This window comes from Tateyamaria algicola (assembly GCF_047715485.1).
GTDB lineage: Bacteria > Pseudomonadota > Alphaproteobacteria > Rhodobacterales > Rhodobacteraceae > Tateyamaria.
Genome location: NZ_CP180422.1, coordinates 57591 through 78350, shown reverse-complemented (window position 1 = coordinate 78350; position 20760 = coordinate 57591). Strand labels below are relative to the sequence as shown.

24 protein-coding genes and 1 pseudogene are annotated in these 20760 nt (G+C 63.6%); 12 read left to right on the top strand and 13 right to left on the bottom strand.

The window, feature by feature from the left end; genetic code table 11:
* Positions 1-53: 53 nt before the first annotated feature.
* Complete coding sequence (locus ACMHLQ_RS02605; RefSeq protein WP_415403207.1) at positions 54-521, top strand: Lrp/AsnC family transcriptional regulator; 468 nt, start codon at positions 54-56, stop codon at positions 519-521.
* A gap of 222 nt (positions 522-743) precedes the next feature.
* Here the strand turns inward: ACMHLQ_RS02605 and ACMHLQ_RS02600 are convergent.
* Positions 744-1912, bottom strand: a pseudogene (locus ACMHLQ_RS02600) (cytochrome P450).
* 64 nt (positions 1913-1976) lie between these two features.
* Between ACMHLQ_RS02600 and ACMHLQ_RS02595 the strand changes: the two are divergent.
* From ACMHLQ_RS02595 to ACMHLQ_RS02575, 5 genes are all read left to right on the top strand, one after another.
* On the top strand, positions 1977-3710 hold the full coding sequence (locus ACMHLQ_RS02595) for a sensor histidine kinase (protein WP_415403206.1): 1734 nt from the start codon (positions 1977-1979) through the stop codon (positions 3708-3710).
* Positions 3707-4936 carry a sigma-54-dependent transcriptional regulator gene (locus tag ACMHLQ_RS02590; protein WP_415403205.1) on the top strand — a complete coding sequence of 410 codons (1230 nt, stop codon included), beginning with the start codon at positions 3707-3709 and terminating at the stop codon, positions 4934-4936. The genes ACMHLQ_RS02595 and ACMHLQ_RS02590 overlap by 4 nt, the downstream gene beginning before the upstream one ends.
* A gap of 241 nt (positions 4937-5177) precedes the next feature.
* Positions 5178-6182 carry a DctP family TRAP transporter solute-binding subunit gene (locus ACMHLQ_RS02585; RefSeq protein ID WP_415403204.1) on the top strand — a complete coding sequence of 335 codons (1005 nt, stop codon included), beginning with the start codon at positions 5178-5180 and terminating at the stop codon, positions 6180-6182.
* A gap of 78 nt (positions 6183-6260) precedes the next feature.
* The gene (locus tag ACMHLQ_RS02580; RefSeq protein ID WP_415403203.1) at positions 6261-6950 is read left to right on the top strand and encodes a TRAP transporter small permease; all 690 of its coding nucleotides are present in this window, start codon (positions 6261-6263) and stop codon (positions 6948-6950) included.
* 3 nt (positions 6951-6953) lie between these two features.
* Complete coding sequence (locus tag ACMHLQ_RS02575; protein ID WP_415403202.1) at positions 6954-8495, top strand: TRAP transporter large permease; 1542 nt, start codon at positions 6954-6956, stop codon at positions 8493-8495.
* Between the two features lie 109 nt (positions 8496-8604).
* Here ACMHLQ_RS02575 and tpiA read toward each other — a convergent pair whose 3' ends face one another.
* Positions 8605-9351, bottom strand: coding sequence for a triose-phosphate isomerase (gene tpiA / locus ACMHLQ_RS02570; RefSeq protein ID WP_415403201.1), 747 nt, complete (start codon positions 9349-9351; stop codon positions 8605-8607).
* A gap of 92 nt (positions 9352-9443) precedes the next feature.
* On the opposite strand from tpiA, the gene ACMHLQ_RS02565 reads away from it, so the two are divergent.
* Together ACMHLQ_RS02565 and ACMHLQ_RS02560 are read left to right on the top strand one after the other, a co-directional pair.
* On the top strand, positions 9444-10349 hold the full coding sequence (locus ACMHLQ_RS02565; protein ID WP_415403200.1) for an isopenicillin N synthase family dioxygenase: 906 nt from the start codon (positions 9444-9446) through the stop codon (positions 10347-10349).
* Complete coding sequence (locus ACMHLQ_RS02560) at positions 10346-10978, top strand: HD domain-containing protein (RefSeq protein WP_415403199.1); 633 nt, start codon at positions 10346-10348, stop codon at positions 10976-10978. The genes ACMHLQ_RS02565 and ACMHLQ_RS02560 overlap by 4 nt, the downstream gene beginning before the upstream one ends.
* A 10-nt stretch (positions 10979-10988) precedes the next feature.
* On the opposite strand, the gene ACMHLQ_RS02555 is transcribed toward ACMHLQ_RS02560, so the two are convergent.
* A complete protein-coding gene (locus ACMHLQ_RS02555; RefSeq protein ID WP_415403198.1) occupies positions 10989-11441 on the bottom strand; it encodes a DUF2267 domain-containing protein in 453 nt (150 codons plus the stop codon).
* A 155-nt stretch (positions 11442-11596) separates the two neighbouring features.
* Entirely contained in the window at positions 11597-12601 is a 1005-nt protein-coding gene (locus ACMHLQ_RS02550; RefSeq protein ID WP_415403196.1) for a GlxA family transcriptional regulator, read from the bottom strand.
* Between the two features lie 62 nt (positions 12602-12663).
* On the opposite strand from ACMHLQ_RS02550, the gene ACMHLQ_RS02545 reads away from it, so the two are divergent.
* Complete coding sequence (locus tag ACMHLQ_RS02545; protein WP_415403195.1) at positions 12664-12933, top strand: DUF1272 domain-containing protein; 270 nt, start codon at positions 12664-12666, stop codon at positions 12931-12933.
* Position 12934: 1 nt separating this feature from the next.
* The gene (locus tag ACMHLQ_RS02540) at positions 12935-13414 is read left to right on the top strand and encodes a protein tyrosine phosphatase family protein (protein WP_415403194.1); all 480 of its coding nucleotides are present in this window, start codon (positions 12935-12937) and stop codon (positions 13412-13414) included.
* Between the two features lie 6 nt (positions 13415-13420).
* Here ACMHLQ_RS02540 and ACMHLQ_RS02535 read toward each other — a convergent pair whose 3' ends face one another.
* Genes ACMHLQ_RS02535 through ACMHLQ_RS02525 form a run of 3 tightly spaced genes read right to left on the bottom strand, consistent with a single transcriptional unit; the run spans position 13421 to position 15008 of the window.
* Positions 13421-13744, bottom strand: a complete 324-nt coding sequence (locus ACMHLQ_RS02535) for a TfoX/Sxy family protein (protein WP_415403193.1) — start codon at positions 13742-13744, stop codon at positions 13421-13423.
* 1 nt (position 13745) lies between these two features.
* Entirely contained in the window at positions 13746-14123 is a 378-nt protein-coding gene (locus ACMHLQ_RS02530; protein WP_415403192.1) for a HesB/IscA family protein, read from the bottom strand.
* 15 nt (positions 14124-14138) lie between these two features.
* Positions 14139-15008: a LysR family transcriptional regulator gene (locus ACMHLQ_RS02525; protein ID WP_415403191.1), complete on the bottom strand. Its 870-nt coding sequence runs from the start codon at positions 15006-15008 to the stop codon at positions 14139-14141.
* Positions 15009-15092: 84 nt separating this feature from the next.
* Between ACMHLQ_RS02525 and ACMHLQ_RS02520 the strand changes: the two genes are divergently transcribed.
* Positions 15093-15239, top strand: a complete 147-nt coding sequence (locus ACMHLQ_RS02520) for a hypothetical protein (protein ID WP_415403190.1) — start codon at positions 15093-15095, stop codon at positions 15237-15239.
* 233 nt (positions 15240-15472) lie between these two features.
* On the opposite strand, the gene ACMHLQ_RS02515 is transcribed toward ACMHLQ_RS02520, so the two are convergent.
* The 6 genes from ACMHLQ_RS02515 to ACMHLQ_RS02490 form a co-directional block, all read right to left on the bottom strand.
* Positions 15473-15835 carry an SUF system Fe-S cluster assembly protein gene (locus ACMHLQ_RS02515; protein WP_415403189.1) on the bottom strand — a complete coding sequence of 121 codons (363 nt, stop codon included), beginning with the start codon at positions 15833-15835 and terminating at the stop codon, positions 15473-15475.
* A gap of 97 nt (positions 15836-15932) precedes the next feature.
* On the bottom strand, positions 15933-16250 hold the full coding sequence (locus ACMHLQ_RS02510; RefSeq protein WP_415403188.1) for a hypothetical protein: 318 nt from the start codon (positions 16248-16250) through the stop codon (positions 15933-15935).
* Between the two features lie 4 nt (positions 16251-16254).
* Complete coding sequence (locus ACMHLQ_RS02505) at positions 16255-16575, bottom strand: helix-turn-helix domain-containing protein (protein WP_415403187.1); 321 nt, start codon at positions 16573-16575, stop codon at positions 16255-16257.
* 2 nt (positions 16576-16577) lie between these two features.
* Positions 16578-16964 carry a hypothetical protein gene (locus ACMHLQ_RS02500; protein WP_415403186.1) on the bottom strand — a complete coding sequence of 129 codons (387 nt, stop codon included), beginning with the start codon at positions 16962-16964 and terminating at the stop codon, positions 16578-16580.
* A 26-nt stretch (positions 16965-16990) separates the two neighbouring features.
* Positions 16991-18367, bottom strand: coding sequence for a 30S ribosomal protein S6--L-glutamate ligase (rimK, locus tag ACMHLQ_RS02495; protein ID WP_415403185.1), 1377 nt, complete (start codon positions 18365-18367; stop codon positions 16991-16993).
* A gap of 90 nt (positions 18368-18457) precedes the next feature.
* The gene (locus tag ACMHLQ_RS02490) at positions 18458-19369 is read right to left on the bottom strand and encodes a hypothetical protein (RefSeq protein ID WP_415403184.1); all 912 of its coding nucleotides are present in this window, start codon (positions 19367-19369) and stop codon (positions 18458-18460) included.
* A 230-nt stretch (positions 19370-19599) separates the two neighbouring features.
* On the opposite strand from ACMHLQ_RS02490, the gene tgt reads away from it, so the two are divergent.
* Positions 19600-20727, top strand: a complete 1128-nt coding sequence (gene tgt, locus ACMHLQ_RS02485) for a tRNA guanosine(34) transglycosylase Tgt (RefSeq protein ID WP_415403183.1) — start codon at positions 19600-19602, stop codon at positions 20725-20727.
* Positions 20728-20760: the final 33 nt, after the last annotated feature.

The window sequence follows — 20760 nt, the reverse complement described above, 5'->3', positions numbered from 1 at the left end:
TCTGTTTTGGCGCAAGGTCAGAACGCGTGTCCGGGAAATCAGGAGAGTATGGAATGGCCGTTCGCATAGACGAGGTGGATCGCAAAATTCTGGCCGAGATGCAGCGCGATGCGAGCCAGTCGCTGGACGAAATCGCGCGTGCCGTGGGATCCAGCAAGACGCCGGTGTGGAACCGGATTCGCAAGTTGAAGGATGCAGGCGTGATCGGTCAGCAAACCGTGTTTCTGGATGCAGAGGCGCTGGGGTTCGAGGCCTGTTTCTTTGTTCTGATCCGCACGTCCGAGCACGAGGCGGACTGGCAGGCGAAGTTTCTGCAGGCGCTGCGGGATCGCGCCGAGGTGCAGGAGGCGCACCGGCTGGCGGGCGACATCGATTACATCCTCAAAGTGCGGGTCAGGAATGCGCGGGCCTATGATGCGTTTTACCAGGCGCTGATATCCGAGGTGCGGGTGCACAACGTCACGGCGCTGTTGTCGATGGAAGAGATCAAGTCCACCACGATGCTCCCGCTCGAGACGTGATCGAATTGAGCGCTACCGCGCATTTCTTATTCAGATATGGGCGAGGCGACGCTTTGCTGCAGGCGCTGTGTTTTCTGGTCTGTTGGGGATGGTTTGCTGAGAGGTCGTTTAGGGCGCAATGCGTCCTAAACAGACCTGATCAAGGGTGTTGTGAGTCGCGCCCGCGTCAAGGACAGGCCGCCTGCGGCGGTGGCCTTTGGCCATCCTTGACCCGGTCCCGACTCACGGGGTGACGATCAGGCGGTCGAGTTTGCGGAAATGGTAGCTGTCGGAATAGGTCGGCGGTTCGGCGATGCGTAGCCCGGGCGCGCGGGCAAAGAGGGCGGGCAGGGCGATCTGCATCTCGAGCCGTGCCAGCGGCGCCCCGACGCAGAAGTGCAGGCCACCGCCAAAGGCCACGTGGTTGGGTTTGGGGCGGTCCGGGTCAAAGCGGTGCGGATCGGCGAAGATCGCCGGATCCCGGCCCGCAGCGCCCAGCATCAGCGCGATCTGGTCGCCGGGGTGCAGCGTGTGGCCGCCCACCTCGACCTCTTCATAGGCGTAGCGCGTGAACATGTGCAGCGGCGGGTCAAAGCGCAGCAGTTCCTCCACCGTGCCCTCGACCCGATCCGCGCTCAGGGCCGCAGCGGTGCCCGTCTCGACCACGCACTTCACCGCGTTGCCCAGGCTATGCACCGTCGCCTCGTGCCCGGCATTGAGCAGCAGGATGCAGGTGCCGATCATCTCATCCGCGCTCAGCCGGGTGCCGTCCTCTTCCGCCGCGATCAGCTCGGTGATCAGGTCGTCGCGCGGATCGCCCCGGCGCCGCGCAATGTAGCCTTGCAGGAAATCGGTGAACTCCGCCGCCGCCTGGTTGGCCGCCTCCTCGATCGCGCGGTCACGGCCCGCCTGGTACATCGCCACCATGGCCGACGACCAGCGCAGCAGGTCCGGCCCCATCTCCTCGGGCACGCCCAACAGGCGGGCAATGACGCGCACCGGCACCTGCTGGCAATAGGCGGGGATCAGATCGAACGCATCGCGGGGCAATTCCGCCAGCAACGCATCGCAAATCTGCGCAATATCGCCCGCCATCCCCGCAATCCGGCGCGAGGTAAAGGCATGCAGCACCAGACGGCGCAGGCGGGTGTGCACAGGCGGCTCCATATCCAGCATCGACTGCGCCTCGACGCGCTCGAACTCCAGCAGATGGGACGGGGTCGCAGGCCGCCCCCGGGCACCGCACGCCCCAACCGGCGATCGCGCAGCAGCGCATGCACCGTGGCATGATCAAAGGCCGCCAGCATCCCGTAATCGCGCCAGAACAGTACCGGCCCCTGCGACCGCGCCGAATCGTAAACAGGATAGGGGTCCTGGACAAAGGCGGGGTCATGAGGCGACTGGATCAACATGAGGGCAGATGTCTCAGGCCCGCCCCCGCTTGGCAAGCCCCGACAGGCGCGGATAAGATGCACCATGGGCGACGGATTTCTCAGACGGATCACGGTGGTGCTGGGCTTTGTGGCGCTGGTCGCGGCGGCAGCCACGGGCGTGTGGCGCTATGGCTACTTCCAGGCGCTCGATCAGCTCTCGCGGCAGGGGGCCTCTGACCTCGCACTCGCCAGCGACCGGCTGACGGGGCAGCTGCAACGCTACCGCGAACTCGCCGTGCTGGTGGCCGACCACCCGCAGGTGGGCGCAGCGCTGGCAGGCGAGGACACAGGCCGGGCCGAAGCGCTGTTCCTCGAAATCGCGGACAAGACGGCCGCCGAAGACATCCGGCTCACCGATGCCAGCGGGCACGTCATGGCCTCAGCCCGTGCAGACCCCACAGGCGTCGAAATCGGCCACCTCGTGCAGCGCGCAACCCAAGGGGCGCTTGGCTGGGGCAACGGGCGCACCGCTGGCGGACGCCGGGTGTTCGCCTATGCGGCCCCTGTCTTTGACGGGCAATCGCGCGTGCAGGGGGCCGTGGTCGTCACCGCAGACCTCGCAGGCATCGAATGGGATTGGGTCGGATCGAACCCGGCGGTGTTCTTCACGGATGCGCAAGACCGGGTGTTCATCACCAACCGCTCGGAAATCGTGTTCTGGCAGCGCCCCGAGACCGCCCCCGGCCTGGTCCCGCCAAATGGTGACGCTCCGCCATTCGACAGCTACGAACTGGGGCGGCACGAGGTCTGGCAAATGGGGTGGGGGCCCTACTTGCCGCAAAACGCGCTGCACCTCGTGCGGCCCTTGCCGGTGATCGGCATGACGGGCGAGGCGCTGATCGACGTGGCCCCGGCGCGCCGCCTTGCCACGCTGCAGGCGGCCGCAGTCGCGGGCCTCTGCCTTGCCTTCGGTGCGCTCCTGTTTCTGGCCACCGAACGGCGGCGCACATTGGCTGAGGCCAACGCCCTGCTGGAACGGCGCGTTGCCGAACGCACCGCCGCCCTGTCGGACACAAACACTCAATTGCGCCGCGAGGCGGAAGAGCGGGAAGAGGCGCAAGCCGCGCTGGCCCGCGCCCAGGCCGACCTTGTGCAGGCAGGCAAACTCAGCGCGCTGGGGCAGATGAGCGCGGGCCTCAGCCACGAACTCAACCAGCCGCTGATGGCGATCCAGACCTTTGCCGACAATGCCGTCGCCTTCCATGACCGGGGCAAGCCGGACCGCGCGCGTGACAATCTCAACCGCATCTCGGACATGGCGCGGCGCATGGGGCGGATCATCAAGAACCTGCGCGCCTTCGCCCGGCAGGAAAGCGAACCGGCGGTGCGCGTCGATCTGGTCGCCGTGATCAACAGCGCTGTCGAACTCACGACACCGCGCCTGCGCAACGAGGATGTAACCTTGCACTACAGCCCGCCCACGGCACCCATCTGGGTCTCGGGGGGCGAGGTGCGGCTGGGCCAGGTTTTTGTCAATCTGATCTCGAACGCGGTGGATGCCATGGCGGGGCAAGACCAGCGCGCACTGTTCATCGACATCGGCGCCCATGCCGTCACCATCCGCGACACCGGCCCCGGGATCGAGATGCCCGACCGCGTGTTCGATCCGTTCTATTCCACGAAAGAGGTCGGCGCGTCCGAAGGGATGGGGCTGGGCCTGTCGATCTCCTACGGCATCGTGCAAAGTTTCGGTGGCGAAATCCATGGCAAGAACACCGCGCAAGGCGCTGAATTCATTGTTGACCTGACACCCTGGGCAGAGGAAGCCGCAGCATGACAACCCGCGTTCTGGTCGTGGATGACGACGCTGCGGTGCGCGACGCACTGGCCCAATCGCTCGAACTGGCCGATCTGGAACCGGTCACCGCCGGGTCCTTCATCGTGGCCAAGGATCACATCACAAACGACTTTGATGGCGTCATCGTCTCTGACATCCGCATGCCGGGGCGCGACGGATTTCACCTGCTGGCCCATACCCGCAAGGTGGATGAGGACCTGCCTGTGATCCTGCTGACGGGCGAAGGCGACATTCCCATGGCCGTGCAGGCGATGCGCGAGGGGGCGTTTGGATTTCTTGAAAAACCCTGTGCGCCCAGTGACTTGCTGGCCGTTCTTGAACGCGCTCTCAAGACGCGTGCACTTGTGCTGGAAAACCGCCGCCTCCGTGCGCTGGTAGAAAGCGGCGATCCAGCCGCCCGCATGCTCTTTGGTGTGTCGGCACAGGCCAACGGCTTGCGCGACCGTGTGCGGCTGGTCGCCCCGCTCGAGACCGAAGTGCTCGTGACAGGCGCGCCCGGCACCGGCATCTCCAAAGTGGCCGAGGTCATTCATCTGTCCTCCCTGCGCTCCAAAGCCGCTTTCGTGAAACGCGCAGCGGCCGATATGGCGCCCAAGGCGCTGGCCGAGGCGTTGGATGCAGCCTCCGGCGGCAGCCTGTTTCTGGACGAAATCACCCATCTGCCCGCCGCCAGCCAGTTGGCCCTGCTCGAAACGCTCGAGGCCGGGGCGCCTGCGCGCCTGCTGGCGGGCAGCACCCGCGATCTGGGTGCGGCGGTCGAGGCGGGGGCGCTCAACGCCGATCTCTACTACCGGATCGAGGTGATGCCGGTGCGCGTGCCGTCCCTCAGTGAACGGCCCGAGGATATCCCCGTCCTGTTTCGCCACTACGTCGCGCAGGCTGCGGAACAGGCAGGCCTCGCCGCGCCCGAGATTGGGCCCGACCACATGGCCACCCTGATGGCGCAGGATTGGCCCGGCAATGCCCGGTCGTTGATGAGCGCGGCCATGCGCTTTGTCCTCGGGATGCCCGAAGAGGTCGCAGAGGCGGCGGATTTGGGTTTGGTGGAACAGATGGCGCGGGTCGAGCGCTCCCTTCTGGTGGCGGCACTTGGGCGGCATAACGGGCACGCCAGCGCCGCCGCCGAAACGCTGCGCCTGCCGCGCAAGACCTTCTACGACAAGCTGAAACGCTATGGGATTCGGGCCGACGACTACCGACGCTAACACTGTGTGGATTTCCACACAGTGTTGCGCATACGTGTCCGAAGTTTCACACATCGGTGTGCGGTGTCGCGCAACACGTACATGAAGAATGACCTATAAGTCATTGTTTGAATGACTTTCCAAGGTTTCAGAGCACATTTCTGATTTCTTAACCCACACCCCACCGCACGCTCTGCTTTTATGCACATTGATGTCCCCGCGGGGACAGCACTCAAAAACAATTCTCTGGGAGGAGATCACCATGAAATTCATGACCGCTGCCGCAACGGCACTGGCCCTGTCCATCAGCGCGAGCGCTGTGTCTGCCGCCTGTGACGCGGGCGAGCTTGTCATCAAGTTCAGCCACGTCACCAACACCGACAAGCACCCCAAGGGCATCGCGGCCACGCTGCTGCAAACCCGCGTGAACGAAGAGATGAACGGCACGGCCTGCATGGAAGTGTTCCCCAACTCGACGCTCTACAACGATGACCAGGTGCTCGAGGCGCTGCTGCAAGGTGATGTGCAACTGGCCGCCCCTTCGCTGTCGAAGTTCGAGCAGTTCACCAAGAAGTTCCGCATCTTCGATCTGCCCTTCATGTTCAAGGACATCGACGCGGTTGATGCGTTCCAGGCTTCCGAAACCGGTCAGGCGATGAAGGAATCGATGACCCGTCGCGGCCTGCTGGGTCTGGCCTTCTGGCACAACGGGATGAAGCAGATGTCGGCGAACAAGCCGCTCGTCAGCCCCGCGGATGCCAATGGCCTTAAGTTCCGCGTGCAGAACTCTGACGTGCTCAAGGCGCAGATGGCGGCCATCGGTGGCTCGCCCCAGCCCATGGCATTCTCGGAAGTTTACGGCGCGCTGCAGACCGGCGTTGTGGACGGGCAGGAGAACACCTGGTCCAACATCTACGGGCGCAAATTCTTTGAGGTGCAGGACGGTGTGACCGAGACCAATCACGGCATCATCGACTATCTCGTCGTGACCTCGACCGACTTCTGGGACAGCCTCGAGGATGGCACCCGCGACCAGCTCGCCACCATCATCGAAGAGGTCACCACGGCCCGCAACACCGAAGCCTTTGCGGTGAACGAGAGCGCCAAGCAGGCGATCATCGATGCGGGTGGTGTTGTGCGCCAGCTTGACGATGCACAGCGCGCCGAATGGGTTGCCGTGATGAAGCCCGTCTGGGACCAGTTCGTGGGTGACGTCGGTCAGGAAAACATCGACGCCGCACAAGCGATCAACGCCGCCACCAACTAAGGTGGCGCACCCGGCCCGGCGGCATGATCCGCCGGGCCGTTTTTAATTCCAAAGACAGTATGGGGAAGGGGCAGGACCATGGCAGCCGCTTATGATCCGGGCACGTCGTTCGGCCGCTGGGTCAACGAAATCGAGGAAACGGCAATCGCCATCCTCTTGGCGCTTATGACCTTGATTACATTCATCAATGTCGTGTTGCGCTATGGCTATAACACCGGCCTGATCTGGGGGTTGGAGATGACCACCTTCCTGTTTGCGTGGCTCGTTCTGTTCGGGGTCAGCTATGCGGTCAAGACCACGGCCAACCTGGGTGTAGACGCGGTCATCAACCTGTTCTCGGCCCCCACACGCCGCATCATCGCGCTGGTCGCGGGGGCCATTTGCATCGGCTATGCCTTTCTCGTCTTCAAGGGGGCGTGGGACTACTGGGCCAACTTTGCCAACCTGCCACAGACCACCGGGCGCTGGTTCCCGACGGGTTTTGAGGAGATGCGCCGCTCGTCCTATCGCGGCTGGTATGAGGTCGTCGATATCCCGCATCCGGTCTGGCTGAAATGGATCGAACCCTTGATGAACGAGGGCGAGGCCTATGAGAAAATTCCGCGTTTCATGCCCTATTTCATCCTGCCCTTCGGCATGGGGCTGCTGCTGTTCCGGTTCATCCAGGCGACGGTGCGCGTGTGGACGGGCAAATCGCAGACGCTGATCGTGAGCCATGAGGCCGAAGAAGCGATCGAAGACGTCAAACACATGAACGCCGGGGACTAAGCCATGGAAGTTGCAATTCTTTTTGCTCTCGTCGTGGGCATGATGCTGATCGGTGTGCCGATTGCTGTCAGCCTTGGCATGTCCTCGATCGTGTTCCTGCTGGTGCTGAGTGACACCTCGCTCGCCTCGATCGCGCAGACGCTGTTTCAGGCGATGGCGGGGCACTACACGCTGCTGGCGATCCCGTTCTTCATCCTCGCCTCGACCTTCATGTCGACGGGCGGGGTGGCCAAGCGGATCATCCGCTTTTCCATCGCCGTTGTCGGCCATTTTCCGGGCGGTCTGGCCATTGCGGGCGTCTTTGCCTGCATGATGTTTGCGGCCCTGTCGGGGTCGAGCCCTGCCACGGTTGTCGCCATCGGCTCTATCGTGATCGCGGGCATGCGGCAGGTGGGCTACACCAAGGACTTTGCCGCGGGCGTCATCGCCAATGCGGGCACGCTGGGCATCCTGATCCCGCCCTCTATCGTGATGGTCGTCTATGCGAGTGCGACGGACGTGTCCGTGGGCCGGATGTTCCTGGCCGGTGTCATCCCGGGCCTGATGGCTGGGTCCATGCTGATGATCACCATCTACGCGATGGCCGTGATCAAGGACCTGCCCAAGGGCGATTGGCTGGGCTGGGGCGAGGTTGGACGATCCGCCGCCGCGGCCTCGGGCGGTTTGTTCCTGATCATCATCATTCTGGGCGGCATCTATGGCGGTATCTTTACGCCGACCGAAGCCGCGGCCGTCGCTGCCGTCTATTCGTTCCTGATTGCCAGTTTCGTCTATCGCGACATGGGGCCATTTGCGAAGGTCGCGCCCCATGCGGGCAACTTTACCGGCATCACCCTGATGGGCGGTCTGGCCGTGGGCATCCTGTTGTGGCTGGTCACGGGCGGGGCGGTCGATCTGACCACCTCCGTGCTGATCGGTTTTGTCGTCGCAGCCGTGGGTGCGGTGGCCGAACGCATGCTGCGCGGGCTGGAGGTCAGCCCGGTGGCCATTGCGAAAGACCTGGGCCGCATGCCGCTGGCACTGGTGCACCGGGACACGAAACACGCGTTTTTCGAAGCGGGCAAACTGACGGTCACGCTGATGTTCATCATCGCCAACGCGTTGATCCTGAAGCATGTTCTGACGGATGAGCAGATCCCGCAGCAAATCGCGGCCTCGATGCTGGCGGCGGGATTTGGCCCGGTTGTGTTCCTGATCATCGTGAACGTGATCCTGCTGATCGGCGGTCAGTTCATGGAACCCTCGGGCCTGCTTGTCATCGTGGCGCCGCTGGTGTTTCCCATTGCCATCGAACTGGGGATCGACCCGATCCATCTGGGCATTATCATGGTGGTGAACATGGAAATCGGGATGATCACGCCGCCTGTGGGTCTGAACCTGTTCGTGACCTCCGGTGTGGCGGGCATGCCGATGATGCGGGTTGTGCGCGCGGCGCTGCCGTTCCTGGCCGTGCTCTTCGTCTTCCTGATCATGGTCACCTATATTCCGGCGATTTCGACCTGGTTGCCGACCATGATGATGGGGCCGGAGATCATCGTGCAGTGATCGCTGCGTGATCTGGCGGAGCGGCCCCTGACGGGGCCGCACGCTATTTTTCAGGGGGCTCTGCCCCCGGCCTGCGGCCTCCCCCGTGGTATTTTTGGTCAGAAGAAGATCAGGAGGCGGCCAGCGCGTCGATGATGGGTTGGAAATCCTCGGCCTTGAGCGAGGCGCCCCCGACCAGCGCGCCGTCCACGTTCTCTGCCTGGAAGATTTCGGCGGCATTGCCGGGTTTGACCGAACCGCCATAGAGGATGCGGATCTTGTCGCCCTCATCGCCGAAGCGTTTTGTGAGTTCCGCGCGGATCATGTCGTGGGTTTCGATGATCTGCTCGAGCGTGGGTACGCGGCCCGTGCCGATGGCCCAGATCGGTTCGTAAGCGATGACGGTGTTGTCGCCGGTGGCCCCGTTCGGGGTCGAGGCGTCGAGTTGGGCGGCGATGATGGCGAGCGTGTCGGGGCCTATGCGCTCTTCCTCGCTTTCGCCGATGCAGAGGATCGCAGTGAGGTCGGCGGCCCATGCGGCCTTGGTCTTGGCGCGCACAACGGCGTCGTTTTCCTGGTGGGCGCTGCGCCGTTCGGAGTGGCCGACGATGACCGATCTGGCCCCGGTGTCGTGGATCATCGGCGCGGCCACATCACCGGTATGGGCGCCGGAGGTGTTGGGGTGGCAATCCTGGCCGCCGATGCCGATGGCGCTGTCTTTGGTGATGTCGACCGCGCGGGTGAGCAGGGGGGCAGGCGGGCAGATGATGATTTGCGGCGCGCTGTCGCCCTGGCTGTTTGCCAATGTGCCGAGTTCGGCCAGCAGGGCGCTGTCGCCGTTCATTTTCCAGTTGCCCGCTGCAAGTTTCCGCCGCATGTCGATATGCCCCTTTGGTGGTGTCGGCTTGGTCCTAGCATCCGCCGTGTGGCTGCGCTAGGGCTGGCCCCGAATTGGAGCAGGAGGCGGGTATGATCCCACGTTTGGATAGCGCGGCACTGGCAGCGGGCGATGCAGAGAGCCTGGCGGCCCTGGGGGCGGCAGCCACAGGGGTCGGGTTTGCGACGGTGTACAACACCGGCCTGACAGCGGCGCGGGTCGAGGAGGTGATCGAGACGTATCGCGCGTTTTTCAAGCTGCCGGAGGCGCAAAAGCGCGATCTGGACATGGCGCGCACCGGGTCGAACCGTGGGTGGGGCGCGCCGGGGTCCGAGCAGGTCGATCCGGATGCCAATCCGGACTACAAGCAGTTCTTTGATGTGGGGTATCAGCTGCCCGAGGGCCATCCTCTTGGGGATCGCGTGTTTTATGCGCCGAACATGTGGCCGCAGGACCCGGCCTTCAAGGCGGTGATCTCGGCCTATTACGCGGATGCGCTGGAGGTGTCCAAGGGGCTGTTGCGGGCCATTGCGCGCAGTCTGGGGGCGGATGCGTCTTACTTTGAGGGGGCGTTTGAGACGCCCATGGTGCTGCTGCGCGGCAACTACTATCCCGAGCGGCCTGCATGGGCGGGGGCCAAGGATTTCGGCATTGCGACCCACACCGATTACGGCTGTTTGACCTTGCTTGCGACGGACGGCTCTCCGGGGTTGGAGGTGCGCAAGCGGGGTGGTGGGTGGTTGCCTGTCAGCGCGCGGCCGGGCGAATTCATCATCAACTTTGGCGAGATGCTGGAATTCTGGACAGCCGGTCGCGTCAAGGCGACGCCCCACCGTGTGGTGGGGGGCACGGCAGAGCGGATATCGGTGCCGCTGTTCTTCAACCCGACCTATGACACCAATGTTGCGCCCGAGGGCAGTGACACGGTGATGTTGGCAGGGGATCACCTGAGCGCGCGCTTTCGCGAGACATATGTTCATTTGCAAGGTAAAACATGAGCTTGCAGGACGACCTTGACGCAGAAGTTGCGCGCGTTTGGGCCGGTCAGGCGGACGGGGCGCATGACATCTGGCATGTGCGGCGGGTGTGGGCGACCTGCACGGAGATCGCGGACCGGGTGGAGGCCAAGGTGGACCGCGAGGTGCTGATGATTGCGGCATTCCTGCATGACATCATCAACCTGCCCAAGGACGATCCGCGCCGCACAGAGGCGGCGAGCCTCTCTGCCGATCATGCGGTTGCGTGGATGGCGGCGCGAGGCCTCGGCGGGCAGGCGGCCGTCGCCCATTGCATCCGCGCGCACAGCTACTCCGCCGGTGTCGCCTGCGAGACGCTGGAGGCGCGGATTTTGCAGGATGCCGACCGGCTGGAGGCCCTGGGCGCGATCGGCATTGCGCGCTGTTTCAGCGTGTCGGGACAAATGGGGCGCGGCCTGTTTCACGGCGGTGACCCGCTGGCCGATGCGCGGCCCCTGGATGACGGGGCCTATGCGCTCGACCATTTTGAGGTCAAGATGTACCGGGTCGCCGAGACGCTGCACACCGCCCCGGCACGTGCCATGGCAGAGACGCGGGTGCGATTCATGCGGGCCTTTGTCGATCAATTGGTGGGTGAACTGGGGGTGTGAGCCCTGTGTGCTAGATGATCCGCTGTTCCAGTTCTGCGGGGTCTTCAACATCGACATGCCAATAGGCGACCGCGCCGTCCGGCAGTCGGGCCAACACGCGCTCGAAATCTCGTTTGTTGGTGTGGCGCCTGATGGCCCATGCGACGGCCTCGATCGCATTATCCGGTGTCAGGTTGTGATTTGCGCGGATTTGTCTGACCTCTTGCGTGAGCGCGTCGCGCGCGGCGAAAGGGACGGGGGAGGCAGTCACGTCCCAGCCATGGACAAAGATCGCACGGGGCACAGCAGGCAGAACGCTTGCAAAATCAAGGCCTTGCTGCGCCGTCAAACGCCGCCGGAACACCTGCAGCACGGCATCCACGGCGGTGTAGGCCATATTGTCGGACTGAAGCGACATCCGTTCCTTGGCGTCGTCCAGAAAGGCGCGCCACTCCTTTGAAGCGTGTCTGTAGGTCCATGGCATCGGCATCGGCTGTCCGCAGTTCGATGTGTTTCATGTACGGATCAATCTAGTCCCCCTGACCGCGGGCTGTCGAGCGGTCGCTGCGCGGGCATGGCGGTCTGCGGGCGTGTTTCCTGTGCCCGGAATCCCCGTGTCAGGGCCTGTGCGCCACCCCCTTACGGCACTTGAAAGTTCTGCCGGTAGTCTGAGGGGGACACGTGGGTCGTGCGCAGGAAGGCGCGGCGCATCCGCTCTTCATCATGGAAGCCGCATGTGGTGGCGATCTGCTTGATGCTGTGATGCGTGATCTCCAGCAGGTCCTGCGCCTGTGCGATGCGCATCGCCTCGACCGCCTTGGCCGGTGTCACGCCCATCACCTGCGCATAGACACGGGCGAAGTTGCGTGCGCTCATGTTCGCGCGCGCGGCCAGCACGTCGACGGTGAGGGGCACGTGCAGGTTGTCGGTCATCCAGTCATGCAGGGCCTCGAATTGACCGGCGCCGTCGCGCAATTGACGCCCGAGCACCGGGCTGAACTGGGATTGCCCGCCCGAGCGCACCATTTGTGCCACCATGGAGCGGCCCACGGTCAGGGCAGAGGCGCGGCCCAGATCCTCGGCCACGATGGCCAGTGCCATGTCGATGCCTGCGGTGATCCCCGCAGAGGTCCAGATATGGCCGTCCTTGACATAGATCGGGTCCATCTCGACCCGCACATCGGGAAAGGCGTCGGCCAGCATTGCGCAATCGTCCCAATGGGTTACGGCACGCCGCCCGTCGAGAAGGCCGGTTGCGGCCAGCACCAGAGCGCCGGAGCAGACGGAACAGACCCGCTGCGCGCGCCTGGCCAGCATCGACACCGTATCGACCAGTTTCGCGTCATGCATGCCCGGGATGGCGCCGTCACCCCCCACCACGACCAGCGTGTGAATGGCGCGATCTCGCACCTGCGCGGCGGCAAGGCTGGGGATCGACACCACGGTGTTTGTGTCGGTCAGCGTTCCGTCCACGGACACCACCGCGCATTCATAGCCGTTTTGCCCGGTTGTCGGGTCCGGCGCGTGGGAAAAGACCTGGAGCGGGCCCACCAGATCCAGCAGGACGATGTTGCGGTAGACAACAAAGACGACCAGCCGGGGGCCTTTGGCGGGATGTGTCGATTTGGCAGTTTTCGAGGTCATCTTGTCATTTCTGCCTGATCTTTTGCCGCTAGTCTATGGGCAGATAAGATGGAGAGCGCCTGATGCTTGTGTTGAAACCCAATTGCGAATGCTGCGATACGGACCTGCCGCCCGATGCGGAACATGCCCGGATCTGTAGTTTTGAATGTACGTTCTGTGCGGACTGTGTTGCGCAGCGCCTGGGCGGCGTGTGCCCCAATTGCGGGGGCAATTTCGTGCCGCGCCCGGTGCGCCCGGCGGACAAGCTGCACCGTTTTCCCGCATCCACCAACCGATTTACCAAGGCGCATGCGGCTTGCCCGCCGCTGCACGACGCAACCCAAGGAGCGTGACATGACAGATTTGCCCAACATTCTGAACTGGCGGCGGATCAACGCGCGTCTTACGACCTCGGGCCAGCCGAGCGAGGCGGAACTGGCCGATATCCGGGCGCTTGGCGTGACCCATATCATCAACCTTGGCCCGCACCACAATGATGGCGCGCTGGCGGACGAGGCGGGGACGGTCGGTGCGCTTGGCATGCGCTACATCTACATTCCGGTCGCGTTCGAGGACCCCACGGATGCGGATTTTGAGCAGTTCTGCGACGCCATCGAGCGCTTGCCGCGTGAGAAAATCCACCTGCATTGCATCTATAACGCGCGGGTCAGTGCCTTTTTCTACCGCTATGCCAAGGCGGGGTTCGACATGTCAGAGGCGGATGCCTTCGCCAATATGGAGAGCATCTGGCGCCCCGGTGATGACTGGGCCGCGTTTATCGGCGAGGCGGGGGCCAAGGGGCAGCCGAACCGCTACAAGGGCGATGATTACTAACTGGGGTTAGAGGTACTTGAGCGCTTCGCGCGCGAGGGCTGCGGCCTCTTCAGCGTCGTCGAGTGCGCTGTCGGGCAGGGTCCAATAGGGCATGGATGTGAGCGCCTTGCCCTCGCGCTGATAGGTCCAGCGCGTCATGCCCATGGCGTCAAAGCGCGCCTGCATCTCGCCCTGGCCCTTGATCCGCGTGCTTCCGTCCGACATCACCACGGCGAAAATCTTGCCCTCGTGATAGATCCCGAGACCGCCGAACATCTTGCGTGTGGTGAGGGGGCCGACACCGGCAAAGAGGTCGAGCGCGTGTGCGATCTCTTCCTCGGAGAGGGCCATGTCAGCCGTTCTGCTCGGCTGTGAGCGCCTCGACATCCTTGAAGCTGATGGATTCGCCGCAGCCGCAGGCGTCGGTGACGTTCGGGTTGTTGAACTTGAACCCGGATTCGAGCAGCGAGGTTTCGTAGTCGATCTCGGTCCCGAACAGGAACATCTGCGCCATGGGCGCGATCAGCACCCGCGCGCCGTCCTGTTCGACGGATTCGTCGTTGGGGTCGGCCTCGTCCACGTATTCCATGGTGTATTCCATGCCCGCACAGCCGCCTTTCTTGACGCCGATGCGCAGGCCGGAATGGCCCTCTTTCTCCATCAGTTTGGAGATTTGCGTGGCGGCGCGGGGCGTGATGCTGACGGCTTGTTTGCCGGGGATCGAAAACATGGGTGAGAACCTCGATTATCCGACTGTTAAGGTAGGGCTTTGGCCCGCCTCGTGCAAGGGTGCGTGCATGCGCAGCCCCATCGCGATGGCGTCGAGGGCGGCGCGGATGGCGGGGTCGTGTCGCGTGTCCTGGTGGCAGACCAGCCATTCCTCGGAGGTGAGCGCGTCGATGATGTCGCTGACACGCACAAGATCGGGCACCGCATCACCTGCAAAGGTCGGCAGTACGACGCGGCCTATACTGCCGCGGGCCAGCGCCATGCGGATTTGCGGATCATTGGACACGGCGACCATCTGATCGCCGTGATTGGCGACGGTCCAGGCCTCGGACGGCAGGGTGGCGGTGTCATCGCTGGGCCCGATCCATCCCGTGATATCGGGCGACGTGGCGTAGACGGCGTGGTGCACCGTGCCGATGCGCCGCCCGGCAAGCCAGGGGTGGTTGGGGCGGCGGTTGCGCACGCCGATGTCGACCTCGCGCCGCTCGATGTCCATGTCGAGGTTGCAGCTGACGAATTCCGGCGTCCAGGCCGCATCCGGTGTCCAATAGGCGGTGAGGATGCGGGCGAGGAATTCGGACGTCCATGTGCCTGCCGACACTCGCACGCGGGGCGGGCCGGATTGGGCGGCGGACCAATGGGCGATGTCGCGGGCCGCGGCCTCCATCCGCTTGGCCCGTTCCAGCAGCGCGCGCCCTTCGGCGGTGGGGGTATAGCCGCTGGCCCCGTGCACAAAGAGGCGCCGCCCGGTGCGCTGTTCCAGCGCGGTCATGCGCCGCGACAGGGTCGCCTGGCTGAGCCCGGTTTCGCGCGCCGCGCCGGCAAGGGTGCCCGCACGGGCGACGGCCGTGAAGAGGCCGAAATCTGTCCAATCGGTGATTTGCATAAATGCAAGCCTAGTTGGGTTTCTGAGGTCTGACAATGCCGGTCACGGGCTGCCATCTTGAGGGTGTAACCGAAAGGATGTGCCATGCGTCACCCCTATAAATCAATGGAAATGAACAGTTTGTACCAGCAGGAGCAGAGCGAGTTTGCAAAAATGAAAGAGGACATGCAAAACCGCAAGCGCCGGGCACGCCGTCGGCGGATCCTGATGTGGGTTTTGCGCCGCCTCTGAGCGTCCAACCAAGTGCGCCCAAAGGAAAGGGCCGCCGGGTTTGGACGCGGCGGCCCTTGGTTTGGCCTGCAACGCGCGGGGGAGCGCGGGGTACGGGGATACAGGCGCATGCGAGTGATCGCGCGTGTGCAGAATACGGATCATCCGCCCGCGCAGCATGACGCGCGCATATGACGGTTTCCCGATGCGCGCATGATGGTTTTGTAAAGGTTTTGTGTCGAGAAGCCGGGGGCTTACATGAAGCCCAGTTCGAGGCGCGCCTCGTCCGACATCATCTCCATCCCCCAGGGGGGTTCCCATGTCAGGACGACATCGACCTGTTTGACGCCGGCAACCGGTTCAATCGCATCCGCGACCCAGCCCGGCATTTCGCCCGCGACGGGGCAGCCGGGGGCGGTGAGGGTCATGATCACCCGCACCTCGTTTTCGGCATTGATGTCAATGGTGTAGATCAGGCCAAGCTCAAAGATATTCACCGGAATCTCGGGGTCGTAGACGGTGCGGCATGCCTCTACGATCGCTTCGTGCAGCGGATGATCTGTCGAGGACGGCGCGATGAGCGGCGTGCCTTCAAGCTGTTCGTTGGGCTGGTTCATGACGTCCCCGTGGTCGTTCCTGAGCGTTTATATAGGGTTTGTAGCAGGGGCGGTAAAGGGGGCGCGCTGGCTGTGATCGCCAGATCGTGGCGCATACCTAAACAACCAGTGCGCGCAGGATGGCCGGACCCAGCAGCAGAAAGTAACCCCAGCGCAGGCAGGTCTGGTCAATCGGGCGCCATTTGGCCGTGTCCTGCTGCGCGCCATCCTTGAGTTCGTCGGCAATGGCGTCGAGCGCGCTGTCGGCGCCGTTTTGCTCGCGTTTGCGCACAATCGTTTCGATGGTGTGGAGCTGGCGTTTGCGGAAGTTCAGCGAAAAGGCGGGCACCGACAGGATGGCGATGCCTGCGACGCTCAACGCGTTGAGCAGCCGTTCGAAGGTAAAATATGCCTCTGCCGCAGCGCTCACATCCACGCGCTCAGATCACGGCGCGCAGTTCTGCACCGCTGTTTTGGGCCGCAACGGCATGCGAGACCGGGGAAATCAGCAGCGACTGGCCGCAGCCATGTACGTATTTGGCGCAGGACTCGATCTCGGGCAGGCCGCCGGTGGGGGCCTCGATCTTGGAAATATGGGATTGCGACAGGCCGGTGCGCACCGCCAGTTCGGTCTGGGTCAGCCCCGCCTTCTTGCGCAGGGCGCGCAGCATCAGGGCGATGTCCCGCTTGATGGCGGACTGGTCATAGGCCGCCTCGAGCTTGGGATCTTCGGTGAGCAATATGGACTTGAGGGATGTCATGTTCAGGGCTCCCAGCTTGGGTTGATCAGATCGCGGTGTTGTTCCGCATGGCGGCGCGCCTGCACGCAGGCCGATTGCGCACGAAAGACGCCGTGCAGCATGACAGGCGGGGCAGGCTGGCCCGACTTGAAATCGATGGAGACCGCGAGGCGGTGCGTCGTGCTGCCCGGAATCCGGATGGCGAACACTTCGAACCGGTCGGCCAGCAAACCACATCTTTCATCGGCGTCGGGGTCATTGGTCTTGAGTTCCTCTTCCAGCATCAGCACGCCAAGCTTGTCTTCACGCCGCTCAAGCGACCGGATACTGTCCATGAAATCAGACAGATAGCGGTCATCCGGGAAGACGATCTGCCTGTTTCGGTATTGATGATATATATTCTGAGGCATATTTAGTCAAGTATATATCGCGCGGATCACCCTCGGCGCCGGGCGGGCCGGGGTTTCACCCGCGTTTCGATCATATCATAGACCTTGCCCACGATATCCTTGCCGGTCGCCTTTTCGATCCCCTCGAAACCGGGGGATGAGTTCACTTCGAGGACCTTGGGCCCGGTTTCGGAGCGCAGCAGGTCAACGCCGGAGGTGCCGAGCCCGAAGGCGCGCGCGGCGCGCACGGCGGTGTCGCGTTCCTCGCGGCTGATGCGCACGGATTTGGCCGATCCGCCCCGGTGCAGGTTCGAGCGAAAGTCGCCCTCGGCCCCGGTGCGCTTCATCGAGGCGATGACCTTGCCGTCGATCACGAGGCAGCGGATGTCTTCGCCCGCCGCTTCCTTGACGAAATCCTGCACGAGAAAGTTGGCGCGCAGGCCGCGAAAGGCGTCGATCACGGATTCCGCGGCCTTTTTCGTTTCGGCCAGCACGACGCCTTTGCCTTGCGTGCTTTCCAGCAGTTTGACGATGACGGGGGCCGAGCCGACAAGCCCGAGGATGTTGGCGGTGTCGCGGGGCGAGGCGGCAAAGGCCGTGGTGGGCATGCCGATTTTCTTGGAGGCGAGGATCTGATGGGCGTGCAGCTTGTCCCGGCTGGCGGTGATGCCCGCGCTGCCGTTCACGCAATAGGTGCCGGTGGTTTCGAACTGGCGGATGACGGCCGTGCCATAGGCGGTGACGGATGCACCGATGCGCGGGATCACCGCGTCATAGCGGGGCAGGCGCTTGCCGTCGTAATGCACCTCGGGGGCCATGGCGTTGATCGCCATGTAGCAGCGCGTGGTGTCGATCACCTCGACCGTGTGACCGCGGTCTTCGCCGACCTCGACGAGGCGGCGGGTGGAATAGTTGTCCTCGCGGCTGAGCACGGCGATGCGCAGGGAACGGGGCGGGGCGACCTTGCGCATGGCGGACGAGTGGTAGACGTCGTAGCTGAGGTCGGGTTGCAAGCGCTTTTCGGAGGCGGTGATCGAGATGTGGTCGGCCAGCGCCTGGCGGCCCAGCAGCATGCGGCTGGTCATGGAGGAGCGGTCGGTCAGCGTGACTTCGATGGGCCAGGTCTGCCCTGCGACTTCCAGCGTGGATTCAATGACATAGCGCAATTCTGCCTCACCGTTGGACGAGGTGACCTCGCGCCTGTCTAGGATGGGCGCCGAGCAGGTGATCGAGATGTCGTCGCGCCCGGCAACCGGAAAGACGTTGAAGCGGACCTTGGGCTCCTTGTCGGGGCCGAACACCTCGATGTCGTGGGCGTGCAGGGCCGAGGTGCGCGCGCCGGTGTCGATCTTGGCCTTGAGCGCGGGCAAACCCAGAGCGGGCAGGCCGATCCATTCCTCCCAACCGAAATTCAACGTCTCCATATGGGTGGTCTCCTGCCTTGCGTTAGGCGACCACCCTAGCAACCACGCCCGCGCATCACAACGGATGCGGCATGTGCGGTTTGCGCTGCATTAGACGATCAGGAGCAATCCGCCTTCGTCGAAATACTGCGTGTCGGTCACATTGCCGGCGGCGTCGTAGGAAACCTGTTCGACATGCCAGGTCGCACTGTCGGAATTGTCGTATGTGGTCTGTTCGATCAGGGTGCCGCCCGCAAAGGTTTGCACAACCAGATCGCCATCATCCTCGACCTCGCGGATCTGGGCAACCTTGCCCTTGGCATCATAGGTGGTCTCGTGGCTTTGCCACTCGAACGCATCCGCCGTGCCATCCACTTTGGTGCGCACCGTCAGCTTGCCGTTGACCCATTCCAGCGTTTCGCTGCTCTGGTCGTCCTGCAGGGTGGTCTGTGCGGTTTTCTTGCCGGTGTTCACATCGAAAACGGTCGAGATGCTGTGCCAGCTGTGGTCATCACCGCCATCCGTGATGGTGCGCGAACTGCGCGCGCCGGTGGCGGCATCAAAGGTGACCGCGTCGATGCGCCCGCTGTCGGTCACCCTTTCCGAGCCAATCTTGATCGTACCCGTCGAGTCGAAAAACGTGGATTTGGAGTACCAGCCCTTGCTGTCGCTGTGGTCGACTTCGATGCGTGCGATGCGCGCGCCCGTGACGACGTCGAAGTTTTCGGTGCGCGTGTCGCCATTGTCTTCGACCGTGGTGCGGCTGGTCTTGTTGCCCATCCAGTCCCATTCGGTTGTGCGCGAGGCCCATGAGGCGCTGTTCGCGGCCGAGTCAGTGACCGTGAGGCTGAGCCGTTGTGGCCCGAAAAATGTTTCGGACTGGGTGGAGCCGTTGTCCATCTCGGTCACGCGCGCCACGAGAAAGCCGAAGGGGTCATAGGTGTTTGAAATGCTTGTCCAGCCCTGATTATTGGCTGTGTCCTGCGTCACGATGGTGACCAGAGTTGTCGGGTCATAATACATTGATCTGTGCCTGTCTGTTGCCTTGGACTGGCGCCGGTATTGGGCGCAGTTGCTTTGAAACGGCTGAAATCGCCTTGTGGGTGGCCATTAACCAAGAAATTGAGGCAGCAAACGGGCGCGGAGCGTACCAGTGTTGGGCAATTGCGGGGTAATATCGCGCAGCGCCCGGGCTGGCTGTCGCTGTCTTCGGGGCCTTGGCATTTGCTGCAACGCGCGGCATGAGGGGCGCCATGAGCACATTCTCTTTTGATCTGGCCGCCACGGACGGGCGCGCACGCACCGGCACCATTTCCACCCCGCGCGGGGACATCCGCACGCCCGCCTTCATGCCGGTCGGCACCGCCGCCACGGTCAAGGCGATGTTGCCCGGTTCGGTGCGCGAGACGGGGGCGGATATCCTGCTGGGCAACACCTATCATCTGATGTTGCGCCCGACGGCCGAGCGCATTGATGCCTTGGGCGGTCTGCACCGTTTCATGAATTGGGATGGTCCGATCCTGACAGATTCGGGTGGTTTTCAGGTGATGAGCCTTGCGGGCCTGCGCAAGCTGACCGAAGAGGGCGTGACCTTCAAATCCCATATCGACGGGTCCAAGCACAGCCTGACACCGGAGCGGTCGATGGAGATCCAGCGTTTGCTGGGCTCGGACATCGTGATGTGTTTTGACGAATGCCCCGCCTTGCCTGCGGATCGCGCGCGGATTGCGCAATCGATGGAATTGTCGATGCGGTGGGCGCAGCGGTCGCGCGATGCGTTCGGGGACCGGCCCGGCCACGCGTTGTTCGGCATCCAGCAGGGCGGGCTGGAAGAGGATTTGCGCGCGCAGAGTGCGGAGGCCCTGACAGCCATCGGGTTCGAGGGGTACGCGGTTGGCGGGCTGGCCGTAGGCGAGGGGCAGGAGGCCATGTTCGGCTGTCTCGACTTTGCGCCCGACCAGCTGCCCGCGGACAAGCCGCGCTATCTGATGGGCGTGGGCAAACCGGATGATATTGTCGGCGCGGTGGCGCGCGGCATCGACATGATGGATTGCGTGTTGCCGTCCCGGTCGGGGCGCACGGGGCAGGTGTTTACCCGGAACGGTGTGCTGAACATCAAGAACGCGCGGCATATGGATGACCCGCGCCCGCTGGATGAGGCCTGTGGTTGCCCGGCCTGCCGCGGCTATTCGCGCGCCTATCTGCATCACGTGTTTCGCAGTCAGGAAATCATTTCGTCCATGCTGCTGACATGGCACAACCTGCATTACTATCAGGATCTGATGGCGGGCATCCGGTCTGCCATCGCTGCGGGCACCTTCGCGGCCTGGCAGGCCGCCTTCCATGCCGACAGGGCCGAGGGCGACATTCCACGCCTTTGAGCGCAACCCGTTGTTAAGGGGTGATGCGCTACC